Below are 16,457 nucleotides of genomic sequence, written 5' to 3'. Positions count from 1 at the left end.
AAATTACCCCGCAAGGGCAATAACCGGATCAAGCTTTGCGGCATTGATTGCCGGCTTTAAGCCGAAAAAAATACCGATTGCCACCGAAACCGTAAAGGCAATAATTGTGCCCGAAAGGCTCGGAATAAAAACTAATTCAAATTTCATCGGAATAAATTGCAGAATAGCAAAGCTTAACGCCATGCCGAAAACCACGCCGAAAATACCGCCCGACAAGGTGAGCGTTGCGGTTTCGATTAAAAACTGCATGATAATATTGCTGCGCCCCCCACCGAGCGCCTTTCGAATGCCGATTTCTTTTTTTCGCTCGGTAACGGTTACAAACATAATGTTCATAATATTGATTCCGCCGACAAGCAGGGAAATTGCCGCAACCGCGGAAAGAATGAGGCTAACCATGCTGAGAATTTTTGCGATTCGTTCATACTCCTGTTTTTTGGAATACAGCTCCACCGAGTTCTCGTTTTTTGCCCACTCATTTGAAAACGCGCGTATGTCCTCCATAACCTTATCCATTTTCTCTTCAAAATATACTTGCACTTCAGCAGAGTCCGCTCTGTCTCCGCTGCCGCCCATTTGTAGTAAGGAAGAGCGAGGCATGTAAATTGCATAGTCTGTCTGCCGCACAAAGGGGTTGTTTGTAGGCTCCAACACGCCGATAACCTCAAAGGCAAAAAGCTCTCGGTATGTTATGCCTGAGCGTCCAGACTCGGTATAGCCCCAATGGTCGATCACTGTCTTGAGGGTTTGCCCGATCGGATGCCCCTGCGGGAAAAGTTCTTGAGCAAGTTTTTCTCCGATAATTACCTTATTTCTGTGGTTTGCAAAATCCGAGATAGAAAAATAGCTGCCATAGGCAAGCTTAATATTATTTGCTTCCATGTTTCCGTATTCTACGCCGGTAATATCGCGTGCCGCACCATCGGAAAACTGAGAAAAAACTTTTGAGCTGTTTCCATCCGTATAATACACGGTTTTAATTCCGTGCACTGATTTTTTTAACTCACTCCGATATTTTTCGGTAAGCTCAATCGTCTGCTTGCGTGTGTTATAATCCCATCCTGGATATAAATGCATTATATCCATTTTTCCCGGCCCGAAGAGTTTTTGCATTGAGCCGTAAAGGGAACTTCCCATAGTGGTAATAACAACAACCGCCGTTACGCCTATTGCAATACCGAGCAGAGAAAGCACAGTGCGCAGTTTATTGTGTTTTAAACTTTGTAAGGCATTGATAAAATCCTCAATCATTTTATATAGTTCCTTTTCATAGCTGTTATGTTTCTTCCAAAGCCTTTACCGGGTCAAGGCGAGCCGCCTGCACTGCCGGATAAAGCCCGAAAAAAATTCCGATAAAGATTGAAACGCTAACGGAAATAATTGCTCCCGACCTGCTCGGAACAAAAATCATTTCGGCATCGGCAGGGAAAACCTTTGTTACAAGTAAAAAACAGATAAGCAATCCGAAACAAATACCGAATGCCGCTCCCGATATGGTAAGTGCCGCCGATTCAAGCAGGAACTGGCTTAAAATATTGCGGTTTGATGCGCCGATCGCTTTTCGTATACCGATTTCCTGCCTGCGCTCTGCAACCGTAACCAGCATAATATTCATTATGCCGATGCCTCCCACCAACAATGAGATAGCGGCAATCCCTGAAAGCACAAGGTTTACCATGCCGAGGATTTTGCTCTGTTCTTCAAGTATTGTTTTCATTGAAAAGATGTACAGACTGTCAGGTGTTCCGGCGCGCTCGCGAGCAAAGGCTTCAAGATCCTTTTCTATATCGGGAACCGTATCGGCGAAGTAAGCTTCTATTTCCATAATTCCTCCGTTACGAACACCAAATTCCCATATCGCTACCGCCCTCGGAATAAGCACATAGTTTTTAGCTCGTCCAAAAACGGTCGCCTTATCTTTTAGAACGCCCGTTACTTCAAAGCTTATCGGAATTTTTTTATTTTTGTCGTTAGAGGCATAAAGGGTTATTATTTTACCGACCACATGTCCTTCAGGAAAAAGCCCCTTAGCAATGGTTTCGCCGATAATAGCTTTGCGCGTACCTTCCGCATAGTCTCCGATTGAAAAATCAGAGCCGTACACCAATTCCATTTTCTGAGCATCTAGCCAGCCGTACTCAATACTGAAAATCTCCTTATTGCCGGCAGTTAAATTCTTCCGCGTAACCTCTGAATTGAACGTGTTTGTATAAAAAACCCGCTTTACATTTGGAATCTGCCGCTTTACATCCGCTCTGAATGACTCTGTAAATTCAATAAGATGCTGCCTTCCGCCTCCTCTTCCCGCTATCACATTAATAACATTCGGGGTAAAGGCACTAAAAAATTTTTCCATGCTACCTTGCCAAGAAGAACCTAAGCTTGTGGTAATAATAACCGATGCAACGCCGATGATAATGCCTAGAAGAGAAAGAAAGGTTCTGTCCTTATTCAATTTGAAATTTTGCAGTGCGGTAATAAAATCTTCAAACACCTTGTATCTGTCCCTCGTGCGGATTTAGTACATCTTCGGTAATAAGTCCGTCTTTTAAATGAATTGAACGGGGAGCCATTGCGCCGATTTCAAGGTTATGCGTAACAATAACAATGGCGGTTCCTTTTTTATTAATATCAACAAAGAGATCAAGTACAGATAAGCCCGTTTCGGTATCAAGGGCGCCGGTAGGCTCATCGGCTAAAATAATTTTAGGGCGTGTAACAAGAGCACGGGCAATGGCAACACGCTGTTTTTGCCCACCCGAAAGTTCATTCGGACGGTGCTGCAATCTGTCGCTCAAACCCACTCGATCAAGCTCTTCCGCTGCCAAACGCTTGCGCTCGGCATAGGGTACTCCCTGATACCGTAAGGGAAGCATTACATTTTCTAAAATGGTGAGCCCGGGCAATAGAAAATACTGCTGAAAAACAAAGCCGATGGTTTTATTGCGCAAGTATGCCAAATCGCTGTCCTTCATTTCCGCCGTGTTTTCACCGTCAACAAAAATCGCTCCTGAAGTCGGGCGGTCAAGGCAGCCGATCATATTCATGCAGGTTGTTTTCCCCGAACCAGAGGGGCCAAGTATCGAAACAAAGCCCGCTTCGGGAACTTCAAATGAAACGCCGCGTAACGCATGTACCTCAATCTCGCCCAAGGTAAAAGTTTTTACAACATCTTGTAAAGATATAACACTCATAGGTTTAGCCTTTAAAACTGTTTGTTTTTATTTTGCGCACCCTGATTTGCTACTTGGTCACCCTCTTGTAAACCTGAGAGTATTTTAACAAAGCCGTGCGTATAGGGCGCAACCGTAACCGCAACTGCTTCCGTTTTTCCGCCTTCAAGGATTTTATCGGCAAAGGGTTCCCCTTTTTCGTAGCGGATTCCGTCTTGACTAAGCACCAAAGATTCCGTGTCTTCACCGGCAACAATGGTACCGTTAAACGAATAGCCGGGAAGAATTTTTTCAGGCGGATTATCAACGCGGATATTTGTGTCTACGATTGTTCTTCCCCTATCGGTAACACGGGCAATTGCGGGGTAGGAAGTTACTTTTCCTTCAACCTCAAGGTCGGGCTCTGCGGGAAAGGTGAGCCGAACCTTCTGTCCTACTTGCAACCGGGACGCATCGCTTTCTGATATTTGCACGGTTGCCTTTAAATACGTGCGGTCAATAAGCGTGCCGAAATTATCTTTCGGTTTTGCGTATTGCCCTTGTGAAATTTTTAATCTAACAACAATGCCGCTAAACTGGGCAACAACGGAGCGGTCATCAAGTTGTTTTTTCAGCATTTCGTATTGCTGCTGCATAAGTTTTAACTTTTGCGATGCGCCGTTGATCTTTTCCTGATTCATGGCAAATTCCTGATTTGCAAGATTGTACTGCTCTTTTGTGCTGTCAAGGGTAAAAATAAGCTGTCCGGCTTTTACCGTATCACCCTCTTTTACCGAAACCTTTTGAATAATGCCCTCTCCGGGAGATTCAAGGATTTGCTGCTGCGCCGCCTCAATATAGCCGGAAATTTCTATTCTATTATGTGATTTTTCCTTTTTTACCGCTAACGGCGGCAAATCCTGTTTCCCTGTTTTTTCCTTCTTAAAAACAAAAATGGGAACAAAAATAATGAGAATCACGATAATAAAAATGATACTTCTCTTTATGCGTTTTTTTCGTTTTGCTGCGTTTCTGGTTTTCATGTCTACCATTTTATTTGTCTCCTTGTACCGATTGAGTGTTAAAATCCTGAGTTGCGGCAATGTTAAAAATAATAACATCCGCCTTTGCCTGTGCCGTTCGGGCAACAGCCTTTGTATACTCAAGCTGAGCTTGAAGATTTTCAAACTTGCTTATTAAGCCTCTTTCAAACCATTGCGCATGGTCCTTTGCGTTCTGATTGTAAATGCCAAGCTCATCAATAGCTGATTGCTGATTCCATGCGAGTGTGCTTGAAAGATTTTGAGTGTTTTTAATTTTTTGCTCTGCATTTTTTTGCTGTTCCTGCACTTTCAGTAAATCAATCGCATTTTGAAGCTGTACCGTTTGCTTATCTAATTGCCGATATGTAATAAAAAAAGGATTCCATGCAAAGGAAAGATTTATCGCCGGCTTATTCGGCTCGTTGATCGGAACCGACACGCCCGTATAAAGAGAGCCGCCGGGAAATTTCATCGAAAGCCCCCCGAGTATTGCATTGGTTGTTTCAGAAATAGTACTGCCTCCGGCGGAACCTTCTGTTTTTTTCCAAGCATAGCCTGCCTCTGCCGAAAGTGTAAACGGCGAATGTTCAACCTCGCGCTGCAAAAGCTTTTGCCGATACTCGTTTTGCGCACGTAAAAAATCTCTTGAATTCTCTATTGAAAGATTTTTAACATCGGCAATTTTTTCTTGCGGAATAGTAAGTGCAAGCTCTGTCAAAAATTTATCGACATCAGCATTGCTTCGTCCACAACTTTCAGCGAAATACGCAAACGCTGTTTGAAAAGAAAATTCTGCTGCCTGCAAATCCCGCTGGGCATCCATTTGACGCAACTGCGCCGTTCGGTAGATTGTAGAATTCGCACCATATTTTTGCACCTTTATCTGCTCAAACTTAATGTCGGCATCTACTTTGGCAAGCTTTTTTGAAAGGTAGTTCAGATACGAGCCGTACAAGTCTTTTATCTCTTTTAAAAAACTTTGTTCCGCAATCCTTTTACCGTCAAGTTTTTTTTGCAGCGCCTCGTCAGCCTGCTGCTTTGCCGCCGTTCTTTTCAGCTGTTGCGCCTTTCTGTTTTTAGAATAAATGTCTGTACTTACTTTCACATTTGCGCCGACGGAAGAAGTCGCTTCTGTTTTTGAAAGCGGAACCGAAACACTTACGCCGGTATTATTATATGAAGGAAGCAAAATACGCGCATTCGGTTCAGTCGTGTACGATGCCCCATCTTTTCTGCCTAAGTTGATGGAAGTGTTCCCCGAGCCGATTTCAGTAACAATCAGCGAATTAAGCTTTGTTTTTTGATATTCATTTGATGCAATATCCGACTGCATTTGTATTTCTTTATATACGGCGCCATTTTCCAGCCGATACTGCAACAGCGCATCATATAAATTTTCTTCCGCTGCGAAAGCAAAAGCTATTCCAAACAGACAAAGGAAAAGAAATGGTTTCTTCATACAGCGATTCTCCTTATCACAGCGATTCTCCTTATCGTCTCTGTCATATAGACTGATAATACCGTATGTTTTATAACATGTCAAGTAATTAGTACCTTATTCAGCTATAAAACTATAGAAAAAAAATAAGGATATAGAGTTAGTTTTTATGTATAGTTTCGCACACGCATTTCAGTACGGATACTTCAGCGAGTATACGTTTTTTTAATAAGTCGATTCGTTTTTTAACACAGTTAAATCGTAAAAAAATTCCAGGTTAGTTTTTGCGTGGAACCACCGCCACGCCTTGATTTTTAGTATTCTTGATTAAATCAGTGCTACGAGTTTAAAAACTCCCTATTATAAATTATAAAAAAGAGCCCGACACGGCGCAACGGTGGGCAATTTACCATAGGAATGCTTAAATCCGCAGTCCCTTATTGTTGTTACTCTGATTTGTATAACAGGAAGTTAATTACAAAACGCTGTACAGTGTTCGTAGTTCCTGCCGGCGATGGAAAAGCCGATTTTCCGTGAGCTTCAAACCGCAACGCTCGTGAATATACGATTTTTATTTTTCACAACATGTACTCTGATTTTTTTTCTTAGCTCTATACACTTAAGCGAAAATTATGTATACTCTTGAGCAAATCTCCCGGGTGCATTGCACTTTGGTGAAATAGAGAAGGATGAGTTTAGTATAAACTCGTGAAGGAGTAATACATGGCAGTAGTAACCATGAAAAACCTGCTTGAATCCGGCGTTCATTTCGGACATCAGGTAAGACGGTGGGATCCCCGTATGAAAAAGTATATTTTTGCGGAACGCAACGGGATCCATATTATTGATTTACAAAAAACCATCACCGCAATTCGCGAAGCCTACGATGCAGTGCGCAAAACAATGGCTGACGGTAAATCGGTTCTTTTTGTAGGCACAAAAAAACAGGCACAGCAAACAATCGCAAAAGAAGCGGAGCGCTGCGGCATGTTTTATGTAAACAATCGCTGGCTCGGCGGTATGCTGACAAACTTCAGCACTATTAAAAAGAGCCTCGGCCGCTTAAAAAGAATTGAAAAGATGGAAGTTGACGGAACTTTTGACAGTCTCACAAAAAAAGAGATCGCATCGCTGCAAAAAGAAAAGGCAAAACTTGAAAAAAACCTCGGCGGCATCAAAGAGATGAAGGATTTACCCGGAATCATTTTTATTATTGATACCCGAAAAGAAACAATTGCCATCAACGAAGCACGTAAAATGAATATACCGATTATTGCGGTAGTAGACACAAACTGCAATCCCGAAGGTATTGACTACCCTATCCCCGGCAACGATGATGCCATCAGAGCTATTTCCCTTTTTACTCAAATTATCGCAAATGCGGTTATCGAAGCGGACAACGAAACGGGACTCAAAATAATTGAAAATCTCCAAGATGATGAAGAAGGATTTTCCGATTCAGAAATTAATCCCTATCAGGATAGAGAAGAGGAAATAACAGACTATTCCAATTATACCCCGACGGAAGAAACAAAAGCTTCCGAAGAAGAGTCCGAAGATGCGGATCCTTTTGACGAAGACGAATTATACGAGGATAAATAAGGTTTTTACACTTTTTGTTGTTGCGGACAGGTGTAAATACTTTTTACACGCTTCCGCAAGTTTTCTTAAGCTTAATAATTAAATTAAGAAGATGTACAGGCAATTGCGTTATATAATTCGCTTGTGCATCGGGCGGATTCGCATTTGTTTTTACATGCGAATGATCGTCGTTTTGTAAGACTTTTAGGGCTAAAAGTTTTTGTCTTACACAAGCAAATACAAAACTTTTTTCGGAATGTAATAATTCCTCAAAATTTTTTATAGGAGTATACTAATGGATATTAAAGCAGCGGATGTAAAAGCGCTCCGTGAAAAAACGGGGGCAGGAATGATGGAATGCAAAAAAGCATTGCAAGCCTGCAACGGAGATGCGCATGAAGCGGAAAAATACCTAAAAGAAAAAGGTTTGGCTGCGGTAGAAAAACGCGCCGACCGGGCAACTTCGGAAGGGATCATCGTTATTAAACACGATGCTAAAAAAGCGGCGATGGTTGAACTTACCTGCGAAACCGACTTTGTTGCAAAAAATGCCGACTTTATCGCTGTCGGTGAAGATATCGCAAATACCGCTTTTACAAATGAGCTTACCGAAGTAACCCCCGAATTAAATGATAAAATTCTCGATCTTGCTACAAGAGTTCGAGAAAACATGACTCTTTCCCGCGTAACATTAGTAAAAGCGGCCGCGGATGAATATATTTCAACCTATGTGCACTTTGACAAAAAAAGCGGCGTTATTGCTGTTCTAAAAGCGGATAAACCTGAAATTTTTTCAAATGAGGATGTGCAAACCTTTGCGCATGATTGTTGTCTTCATGCGGTAGCCTTTCCTTCACTTTATATTAAACCCGAAGATGTTGATCAAACATATATTGATGAACAACTTGAAATATTCAACGGACAGGTTGCGGAGTTGGACAAGCCCGAAAAAGTGAAAACGGGGATTGTGCAGGGAAAACTTAAAAAACACTTGGCTGAGATTTGTTTTTTAGAGCAACCTTTTGTAAAGGATGATAAGGTTTCTGTAGCAAAAAAGATGGAAGAAATAGGAAAGCAGGCAGGAGCAAAGCTCTCCCTGTCAAAACTTATCATTTATCATTTAGGTGTAAAATAACTTGCGTAAAAAGGATTTTCTAAGCATTGCTTGGGAAATCCTTCTATTTATATTTAGCTATTATTCAACGTTTAAAATAAAGCTTACATAAACAGGGACAAGGTTCAAACTTTTTTACCCTAAACCGATTGAATTGCTATAATCATATACAAGCAGTGGAGGAAAAACCATGAACGATATTCATACAAGTTATGAAGAAAAAATGAAAAAATCTATTGCCGCTTTAAAGGATGATTTTAACACGTTGCGGACAGGACGTGCATCCGCCTCTCTTTTTGAAAAAATCAGAGTTGAATGCTATGGAGAATTAAGCCCCTTAAATCAGGTGGCAAGTATTTCTATTCCGGAAGCACGACTGGTTGTTATCCAGCCATGGGATAAATCTTTGCTTCCGAATATTGAGAAAGCAATCTTAAAATCAGAACTTTCGCTTAATCCTTCAAATGACGGAAAAATTATCAGAATTGCAATTCCGCCGCTTACCGAAGATCGAAGAAAGGAACTTGCAAAACAAGCGAAAAATATTGCAGAACAAAGCAGAATCGCTATTAGAAACATCCGACGGGACGGCATTGAAGAAGCAAAAAAATTGCAAAAAGAAGGTTCTTTAAGTGAAGATGATTTAAAAACTGCGGAAGAAAAGTTTCAAAAAGCAACCGATGCGCACATATCGGAAATCAATACGATCTTAGCGGAAAAAGAAAAGGAAATTCTGGACGATTGAAAACAATTGAGCATATAGCAATTATTATGGACGGAAACGGCAGGTGGGCACAACAGCGGGGACTATACAGATCTCGGGGACACCAGGAAGGTTATGAAACCGCAAAAAAAATTGTAAAAGCGGTTTCCGCTCTTAAGATTCCTTATATAACCCTATATGCATTTTCTACCGAAAACTGGAAACGTACCACCGAAGAAGTCGGTTTTTTGATGAGACTAATCAAAAAACATCTTAGAGCGGAATTTCAATTTTATGTGGAAAACAATATTCGCATGATTCACATTGGGAACCTCTCAGCTTTGCCAAAAGATATCCAAAAAGAAATAAGCGATGTTACCGAAAAAACAAAACATCATGCGGGAACTGCAGTGGTTTTTGCAATCAACTACGGTGGAAAAGATGAGATCATTAGAGCGTTGCAAAAAATTCCTGCCGATAAAATTAATTCAATAACCGAGAGTTCCTTTTCAGAATATCTTGATTACCCGCTTCCGGATGTTGACCTTTTAATACGCACCGGCGGAGAAAAACGGATCAGTAATTTTTTGCTTTGGCAGACCGCCTATGCGGAGTTATATTTTACCGATACGCTTTGGCCTGATTTTACAGAAGATGATCTACACCAAGCATTACAAAGCTATAAACATAGAGACCGCAGATTTGGAGGTATTACATGAAAAAGATTCTTGAACGCCTTACTGTTTTTCTTATCGGCGTACCGCTCATAGTCGGTTCAATTTATCTTTTCCCGCACAACCATTTTTTAGTTTTTCATGTTGAACTTTTCATTGTGCTTATTATTGCGGTATCGGAAATGCAAAAGATTGTATCTCAAAAATTAAAAACGTATCCGCCTCTTATTTCCATCATTTTAGGACTCATTATTCCGATTTTGAGTTATCTTTTTACATGGAAATTAGTACCCGGCCCGCTATTACTTTTTATTGTTTTTTCTGTTTTTATCACTATTCTGCTCATTGAATTTTTTATCTCGTTCTCCGGTGATTTTAGTTTTTCAATAGAAAGAATATCTACCGCTTTTTTTCTCGCACTTTATCCGAGCTCGTTCAGCATTTTCTTTTCTCTTATTGCGCGTTGGAATAATGCAAAAATCGTTTTATGCTTATTTTTACTTTTAATCTTTGCCTGCGATTCTCTTGCATGGGTGTTCGGCATGGCCTTAGGAAAAAACAACAGAGGGTTTATTCCCGCGAGTCCTAAAAAGAGTATTGCCGGCTTTGTCGGCGGTATTCTCAGCTCTGTTTTAGTCGGGATCCTTGCCTACACTGTTTTTAAGCATAAATTACAGATATCGTTTATCGGTATTATCACCACCTCATTTTTAACCGCCATAGCCGCAATTATCGGAGATCTTATTGAATCCATTATAAAGCGCTCGGCAAACGTAAAAGATTCGGGAAAGGCAATTTTAGGAAGAGGCGGCATTATGGATAGTATTGATTCTATCACGCTCGGAGTGCCCGTGTTTTATTTTTCGTTTTTATTGTTTATGAGATAGTATATGAGAAAAAAAGTTATTGTACTTGGTTGCGCCGGCTCTATCGGAACTTCAACAATTGACATTATTCGACACTTTCCGGATCTTTTTGAACTTGCAGGAGTGTCGGTTCACCGTAATATACAATATCTTGAATTACTGAAAAAAGAATTTGATTTAAAAAGCTGGGCAATAACATTCAAAGATACCGAAGAAGAAGGCAGAGAACAGCTGCGTAAAATGCTTGAGTCCACCGAAGCTGATATTGTTGTAAACGGCATTTCGGGGGCGGCGGGGCTTTTTGCCTCGGTAGAAGCAATTAAAACACACCGAAAACTGGCTCTTGCAAATAAAGAAAGTATTGTAATGGCCGGTGCGCTATTGCAAAAACTTGCCGAAAAAGAAAAAACAAAAATCATTCCCGTTGACTCTGAGCATTCTGCCCTCTATCAGCTTATACAAGCACATGGAAAACAAATCGTTGACCGTCTTATTATTACCGCATCGGGGGGACCTTTTAGAACCCGCACAAAAGAGGAGCTGAAAAACATCACTTTGGAAGATGCTTTAAAACATCCGACATGGAATATGGGAACCAAGATTACAATTGATTCCGCCTCATTGGCAAATAAGGCATTGGAAGTAATTGAAGCGGTAAATCTTTTTTCAATGCCGGCGGATCGCATTACCGTAACCGTACATCCTGAAAGCATTGTACATTCTCTTATACAAACAATAAGCGGCGAAATATATGCGCAACTTTCTCCGCCGAATATGAGAAATCCTATTTTTAACGCACTGAGCGATCCCCAAGCGGCTCCGCAGTATTTGCAGCCGCTTGATTTTACAAAAACTTTTGCGCTTCATTTTGAACCGCCTCGGCTTAAAGATTTTCCGATGCTTGAACTCGGTTTTGAAGCGGCAAAAAAAATGGCAGCCTACCCTATTGCCTTTAATGCAGCAAACGAAGAAGCTGTAGCCGCTTTTATAAAAGGAGCAATTTCTTTTATTGACATATCATATATAACTGAAAAAGTTTTATCTGATGATTGGTCTGCCATACCGGCTGATTTTCAAACAGTAATGCAGGCAGATGCGAAAGCACGCAGTCGTGCACAAAAAATACTGCAAAACATACAAAGGTAATATACAAGATGATAAAGATTCTAATCGGTTTAGTGGTTCTCAGTGTTGTAGTTTTTTTTCATGAGCTGGGGCATTTTATTGCAGCCCGACTTTGCGGTGTGGTGGTGGAAACTTTTTCCATCGGCATGGGACCGGTACTGTTTCGCAAAAAAAAAGGTATAACCGAGTATAGAATTTCCGCCATTCCGTTGGGCGGATATTGCGGCATGAAGGGAGAAAAAGCATTTCAGCAAGCCCTTGATCAAAAGCTTTCTACAATTCCGGCGGAAGAAGGCTCACTGTATTCGGTTGGCCCTTTAAAACGGATTATCATTGCTTTCGCGGGCCCTTTTGCAAATCTTCTTATGGCAGTTCTAGCCCTCGCTATTGTTTCTTCCATAGGAACAAATTATCAAACATTCAGTAATAAAATTGCCCCGGTGTATCTTTACCGACAGACAAATACCTCCCCCGCAAAAACTGCCGAACTTAAAGACGGTGATGAAATTATTCAAATAGGCGATAAAAAAACAGATACTTTCACTGACATACAAAAAGAGATTATGATAAATCCTCAAAAACAATTGGACTTTACCATACGCCGCGACGGAGAAATTATACACAAAAAGATTACTCCGGAATTAAACACAAAAACCGGTGCAGGTCAGTTGGGAATTTTTTATTATGTGCCCTTAAAAATAGCTAAAATCCGAGAAGACGGAGCTGCGGATCGGGCAGGATTACAAGCCGGAGACAGAATAGTTGCACTTAACGGACAAGAAGTTGCACATCTTATACAACTTTCCTACCTCCTCCAAGATGTTAAAAATAAAACAGCGGTTTTCACTATTGTAAGAGATAACAAAAAAGAAGAAAAAACGCTTTCGATAATTCGTACCGAAAACGGCTCTATTGATTTAGGAATCTTCTGGGAATCGCAAACAGTTACGGTTCCCGGTAAAAGTTTTCCCTCAAGTATCATCGATGGAGCAAAGTCAACCGGAGAAATGTTTTTTTTAACTTTGCAAAGTCTTTCATTACTTTTTAAAGGAGTGGAATTGCGCGAAGCGGTTTCAGGACCTTTACGAATAACCCATATGATAGGAGATATTGCAGAATACGGATTTAAAGAAAGCTTTCTCACCGGCCTTTCAAGCCTTTCCGAATTTATTGCCATAATTTGCGTATCCTTATTTTTAATGAATCTCTTGCCTATTCCCGTTTTAGACGGAGGCTTGATATTTTTTGCAATAATTGAGCTCATTGCGCGAAGACAAATTCATCCACGCATACTATACTATGTGCAATTTATCGGCTTTGCCTTTATTGCAACTGTTTTTATTTTTGCACTCTGGAGCGATATGAGTTTTTTCTTAAAAAAATGAGGTAGATATGAAAATTAAATGTAAATGTGATTATAGTTTTGAAATTGAGTATAAAAAAACTCTTTCCCTTGATGATAATCCTCAGCTCATCGATGATATTATAAACGGTAAATTCTTATCTTTTATTTGTCCTTCCTGCCGTTCAAAAATCAATATGGAATTAAAAACAGAATTTATCTGGAAGGCAAAAAAAACAAAACTCTTATTTGCCCCCGAACAGGATAGAATTGAATGCCTTTCCTCTTGTGCGGGAGAAAAAATGATTGACAGTAAAACCGATAAAGAAATAGAAAACACCTATGTAAAAAAAGATCAAACGCCGGTTATCGGCTATCCCGAACTTGTCGATCGGCTCAGCGCTTTACGCAATAATCTCAATCCTGAAACAATCGAAGCGGTGAAATTTTTCATTCTTGAAGGTGCAAAAAATCTTGATGTAAAAAAAGCAAGCATTTACTTTGAAAAAATACTGCCTGATGAAAAACTTGAATTTCATGTACACGGCATAAAAAAAGATGAAACGGCAATTATGCCTATCCCCAAAACACTCTACACACAAATTGAAAAAGATAAAAAAAAGCATACAGAAATTTTTGCCGCCCTATATCTTGGCTCATATCTATCGTATAAAAATATTTTTATCGGAGAAAAATAATATGAAAATAAAAACCTCAATTGTATTTTTTCTTTTTCTTTCGTTGAATATATTTCCTCAAGAAGCTCAACAACCGTATACCGATATTCTCGGACAGGAGCCTGAAACTTCCGTAGAAGAGCAAGAAACAAAACCCGCAGAGAATCCGGAACCAACAGAAAGCATTCCACAACATCCCGATTCACAAAAGCACGATACCGAGACAAAAATTGATGCAGATAAGCCGACAGAAAACAGTAATGCGCAGCCGGAGCAAAAAATAAACAAAACAACTGAAAAAAACGAATCTCAAACGGAGACGGCAACCGAATCTGAGACAGGAAAAACCTCTGCTGATGAACAGCCTACCGACAGCACCGATCAAGCAACTGAAACCCCTGAGGCGGAAAAAACCGCGCATCCTGCTGATGAAAAAAAAGAAGAACCCGATGAACAAAAAGATGCTTCACCGGAAGATACAGAGAGTAGTCAAAAAGACAAAACACTTCCAAATAAAAACGAGGAATCAAAAACGCCTGAGCAGGAAGAAATTGAGCGATTAGAAGCGGAAAAGAAAAAACAGGAACAATCAATTGCCGATGCAAAAAAACTTCTAAAAGAACGCACAAAAATACCGCATCTTTTTGAGGGCGGAGTTACCGCAATCGCCGCTCATTTTAGCACCTCATTTTTTGCGGGGGGAAAAGACGGCTTTCTCACTAAATATTCTTATCCAAACCTTGAGCCTGACACATGGCAGATTTCCCGATTCCCCATAAAATACCTTGCGATTCATCCGAAGGGCAAATATATTGCCGCATATGAAAGCGACGGTTTTGGACTGCATCGGGTTAGCCTTTGGGACTGGGAAGAAAAAAAACAGGTTTTTGTAAAGCGGTTCACCGGCGCCGTTGTCTCTCTTTCATGGTCTGCACAGGGAAGTTTTCTGTTCGTTGGCACCGCCTCTCTTGAAGGCATCACGGTTTTTGATTTGCACGGTAATCCGCAAAAACTTTTCGACGCGCCGCCCGGTATTGTCTTGCTTGCTGCAACGGGATTAAACGAAAAAAACATTGTAACATACGGAGAAACCGGACGCTTGGTGTATACAAATGTTAAAAAGAAAAAAATTCTTACTCAATTTATTACCGAAAGCAAACTGGAAACGCCGGCTTTAATCAAAAATTACACGCAGATTATTGGATATAAAAATAATAAAGTATATGTTGTAAAAGCGGATGGAGGAGAAGTTCTTGCTGAATATCCGGCAAAAAATGCGATTTTTGCCTCGAAAATAACTGACTCCCTGCCGATATGGATTGAACGCTCATCAAAAAGAAACTACTGGCATTTAAGACAGGGAAATAAAACCTCAGGCGACTTTGCCTTACCGAATAAGGCGGTTATTACTTCCGCACGCCATATTCAATCGAGCATCATTCTGGGAACAGACAAAGGCGTGTTATATAAAATGCAGCAAAAGCCTGACGGCTCTGTTACCCTTACAGAATTAACTCCTGAATATTATTCTCCAGTAAGCGACGTGCAATCTGCAGGTTCTCTGCTTTATTTTTTATCTGAGGGAAAAATTTATTCTCTTACCGAGCCGGAGGCGGAACCTGCCCTTATTTATGCAAAGGCAAAAGGAGATCGCTTCCTACTATATGAAAACGGCTTTATTATTTGGTCAAGCAAAAAAACCGCACCAATCTATTATTATTCACAGGATTTGCAAACTGAAAAAATTATCTTCCGTCCTCGGTCTGCAATAACTACGCTTTCGGTTTATAAAGATACCATTGCCTTCGCCGAACCTTTCAGCGGGGTTTCTCTCATTAATATTATTACCGCAAAAAGAACTTTCTTTTACAAAGCAGTGGGGATACAAGAAGCTTTACAAATTAACGACGATTCTGTTTTAGTCTCTAAAAGTGCATCCGACGGGCTAAGCTCTCCCCTCTTTTTAATCAATATACAAACAGAAGAAATATTTCCTTTTACAATTCAAGGAGATTTTGCTTTCGGACTTTCTATTGATGCCGACCAACCGAATTACCTTGCATTCTTTTTGTTACAGCAAAAGCCAGAAAACGTCAAAACCGATCTGATAGGAATGCGCATAAATCAAAACAAGATTTCAGAGAGCACCTTTACCGTACTTCTTTCATATAAAGATGAAGACATTGACCCATCCTTATATCTTCGAAAATATGTAATACTTACCAATCTTGGCAAGAATTCTCTTGTTGCACAAAATAAGCGAATACGAGAAACATACCGGCTTCCCCGCGATTATGCTTTACCGAAAAAATCTTGTATAATCAAATCCTTTCTCATTAGCCTAAATACCGACGGCTCTCTGTCATGGTACTCACAAAACGGCAAGCGGTTTATAAAAACAATAAGATTAAAAGAGACTGATATTTAATATAACGTTTTTTGATACCTCGGTATAATTTTGCCGTCCATGGCAAAATTATACCTTGCGAGTTTTAAAGCTTTTATAAACTATTTTGCTTTAAAACATCGCTGCTGTTTGGAACCACGGGAATCCGTGCCCGTTCTGAGTTTTGACGTCCTTGTCAAAATTATGCCTTGCGAGTTTTAAAGCTTCAATTTTACAATTTTGTACTGATGCTTTTAAACATCGTTTGAATTTGTTCTGAGTTCGACACGGCGCAACGGTGAGCAAACTTACCATAGGGCAAAGCGTTAATAATTTGCCTCCGCTTTGCCAACGAG

The 16,457-nt window shown here is 40.4% G+C and carries 14 protein-coding genes; 9 read left to right on the top strand and 5 right to left on the bottom strand.

Annotated features, from left to right (window positions below; genetic code table 11):
* Nucleotides 1-3 precede the first annotated feature (3 nt).
* The 5 genes from FUT79_RS04695 to FUT79_RS04675 are packed head-to-tail and all read right to left on the bottom strand — an operon-like array spanning nt 4 to nt 5,654.
* The gene (locus FUT79_RS04695; protein ID WP_024752365.1) at nt 4-1,251 is read right to left on the bottom strand and encodes an ABC transporter permease; all 1,248 of its coding nucleotides are present in this window, start codon (nt 1,249-1,251) and stop codon (nt 4-6) included.
* A gap of 25 nt (nt 1,252-1,276) precedes the next feature.
* The gene (locus tag FUT79_RS04690; RefSeq protein WP_024752364.1) at nt 1,277-2,494 is read right to left on the bottom strand and encodes an ABC transporter permease; all 1,218 of its coding nucleotides are present in this window, start codon (nt 2,492-2,494) and stop codon (nt 1,277-1,279) included.
* The gene (locus FUT79_RS04685) at nt 2,487-3,194 is read right to left on the bottom strand and encodes an ABC transporter ATP-binding protein (RefSeq protein WP_024752363.1); all 708 of its coding nucleotides are present in this window, start codon (nt 3,192-3,194) and stop codon (nt 2,487-2,489) included. Before FUT79_RS04685 ends, FUT79_RS04690 begins: the two co-directional genes overlap by 8 nt.
* An 11-nt stretch (nt 3,195-3,205) precedes the next feature.
* Nucleotides 3,206-4,204 carry an efflux RND transporter periplasmic adaptor subunit gene (locus FUT79_RS04680; protein WP_024752362.1) on the bottom strand — a complete coding sequence of 333 codons (999 nt, stop codon included), beginning with the start codon at nt 4,202-4,204 and terminating at the stop codon, nt 3,206-3,208.
* A gap of 1 nt (nt 4,205) precedes the next feature.
* Nucleotides 4,206-5,654, bottom strand: a complete 1,449-nt coding sequence (locus FUT79_RS04675) for a S46 family peptidase (RefSeq protein ID WP_148889326.1) — start codon at nt 5,652-5,654, stop codon at nt 4,206-4,208.
* Nucleotides 5,655-6,356: 702 nt separating this feature from the next.
* Here FUT79_RS04675 and rpsB point away from each other — a divergent pair.
* The 9 genes from rpsB to FUT79_RS04630 all read left to right on the top strand — a co-directional run bounded on the left by rpsB (nt 6,357) and on the right by FUT79_RS04630 (nt 16,143).
* Nucleotides 6,357-7,235, top strand: a complete 879-nt coding sequence (rpsB, locus tag FUT79_RS04670; RefSeq protein WP_148879084.1) for a 30S ribosomal protein S2 — start codon at nt 6,357-6,359, stop codon at nt 7,233-7,235.
* Nucleotides 7,236-7,509: 274 nt separating this feature from the next.
* The gene (tsf, locus tag FUT79_RS04665; RefSeq protein WP_002695307.1) at nt 7,510-8,349 is read left to right on the top strand and encodes a translation elongation factor Ts; all 840 of its coding nucleotides are present in this window, start codon (nt 7,510-7,512) and stop codon (nt 8,347-8,349) included.
* Nucleotides 8,350-8,518: 169 nt separating this feature from the next.
* Nucleotides 8,519-9,073, top strand: coding sequence for a ribosome recycling factor (frr, locus tag FUT79_RS04660; RefSeq protein WP_002695309.1), 555 nt, complete (start codon nt 8,519-8,521; stop codon nt 9,071-9,073).
* A 5-nt stretch (nt 9,074-9,078) separates the two neighbouring features.
* Nucleotides 9,079-9,750 carry a polyprenyl diphosphate synthase gene (gene uppS, locus FUT79_RS04655; protein WP_039943510.1) on the top strand — a complete coding sequence of 224 codons (672 nt, stop codon included), beginning with the start codon at nt 9,079-9,081 and terminating at the stop codon, nt 9,748-9,750.
* On the top strand, nt 9,747-10,592 hold the full coding sequence (locus FUT79_RS04650; RefSeq protein ID WP_024752359.1) for a CDP-archaeol synthase: 846 nt from the start codon (nt 9,747-9,749) through the stop codon (nt 10,590-10,592). Before uppS ends, FUT79_RS04650 begins: the two co-directional genes overlap by 4 nt.
* Nucleotides 10,593-10,595: 3 nt before the next feature.
* Complete coding sequence (gene dxr, locus FUT79_RS04645; RefSeq protein ID WP_024752358.1) at nt 10,596-11,717, top strand: 1-deoxy-D-xylulose-5-phosphate reductoisomerase; 1,122 nt, start codon at nt 10,596-10,598, stop codon at nt 11,715-11,717.
* 8 nt (nt 11,718-11,725) lie between these two features.
* The gene (locus tag FUT79_RS04640) at nt 11,726-13,081 is read left to right on the top strand and encodes a site-2 protease family protein (RefSeq protein ID WP_024752357.1); all 1,356 of its coding nucleotides are present in this window, start codon (nt 11,726-11,728) and stop codon (nt 13,079-13,081) included.
* Nucleotides 13,082-13,088: 7 nt separating this feature from the next.
* Nucleotides 13,089-13,736: a CpXC domain-containing protein gene (locus FUT79_RS04635; protein ID WP_002695326.1), complete on the top strand. Its 648-nt coding sequence runs from the start codon at nt 13,089-13,091 to the stop codon at nt 13,734-13,736.
* Between the two features lies 1 nt (nt 13,737).
* Complete coding sequence (locus FUT79_RS04630; RefSeq protein ID WP_024752356.1) at nt 13,738-16,143, top strand: WD40 repeat domain-containing protein; 2,406 nt, start codon at nt 13,738-13,740, stop codon at nt 16,141-16,143.
* The last annotated feature ends 314 nt before the right edge of the window (nt 16,144-16,457 follow it).

Source organism: Treponema phagedenis (genome assembly GCF_008153345.1).
Lineage (GTDB): Bacteria > Spirochaetota > Spirochaetia > Treponematales > Treponemataceae > Treponema > Treponema phagedenis.
The sequence above is the reverse complement of the archived record's forward strand: the minus strand, read 5'-3'. Positions and strand labels throughout refer to the sequence as shown.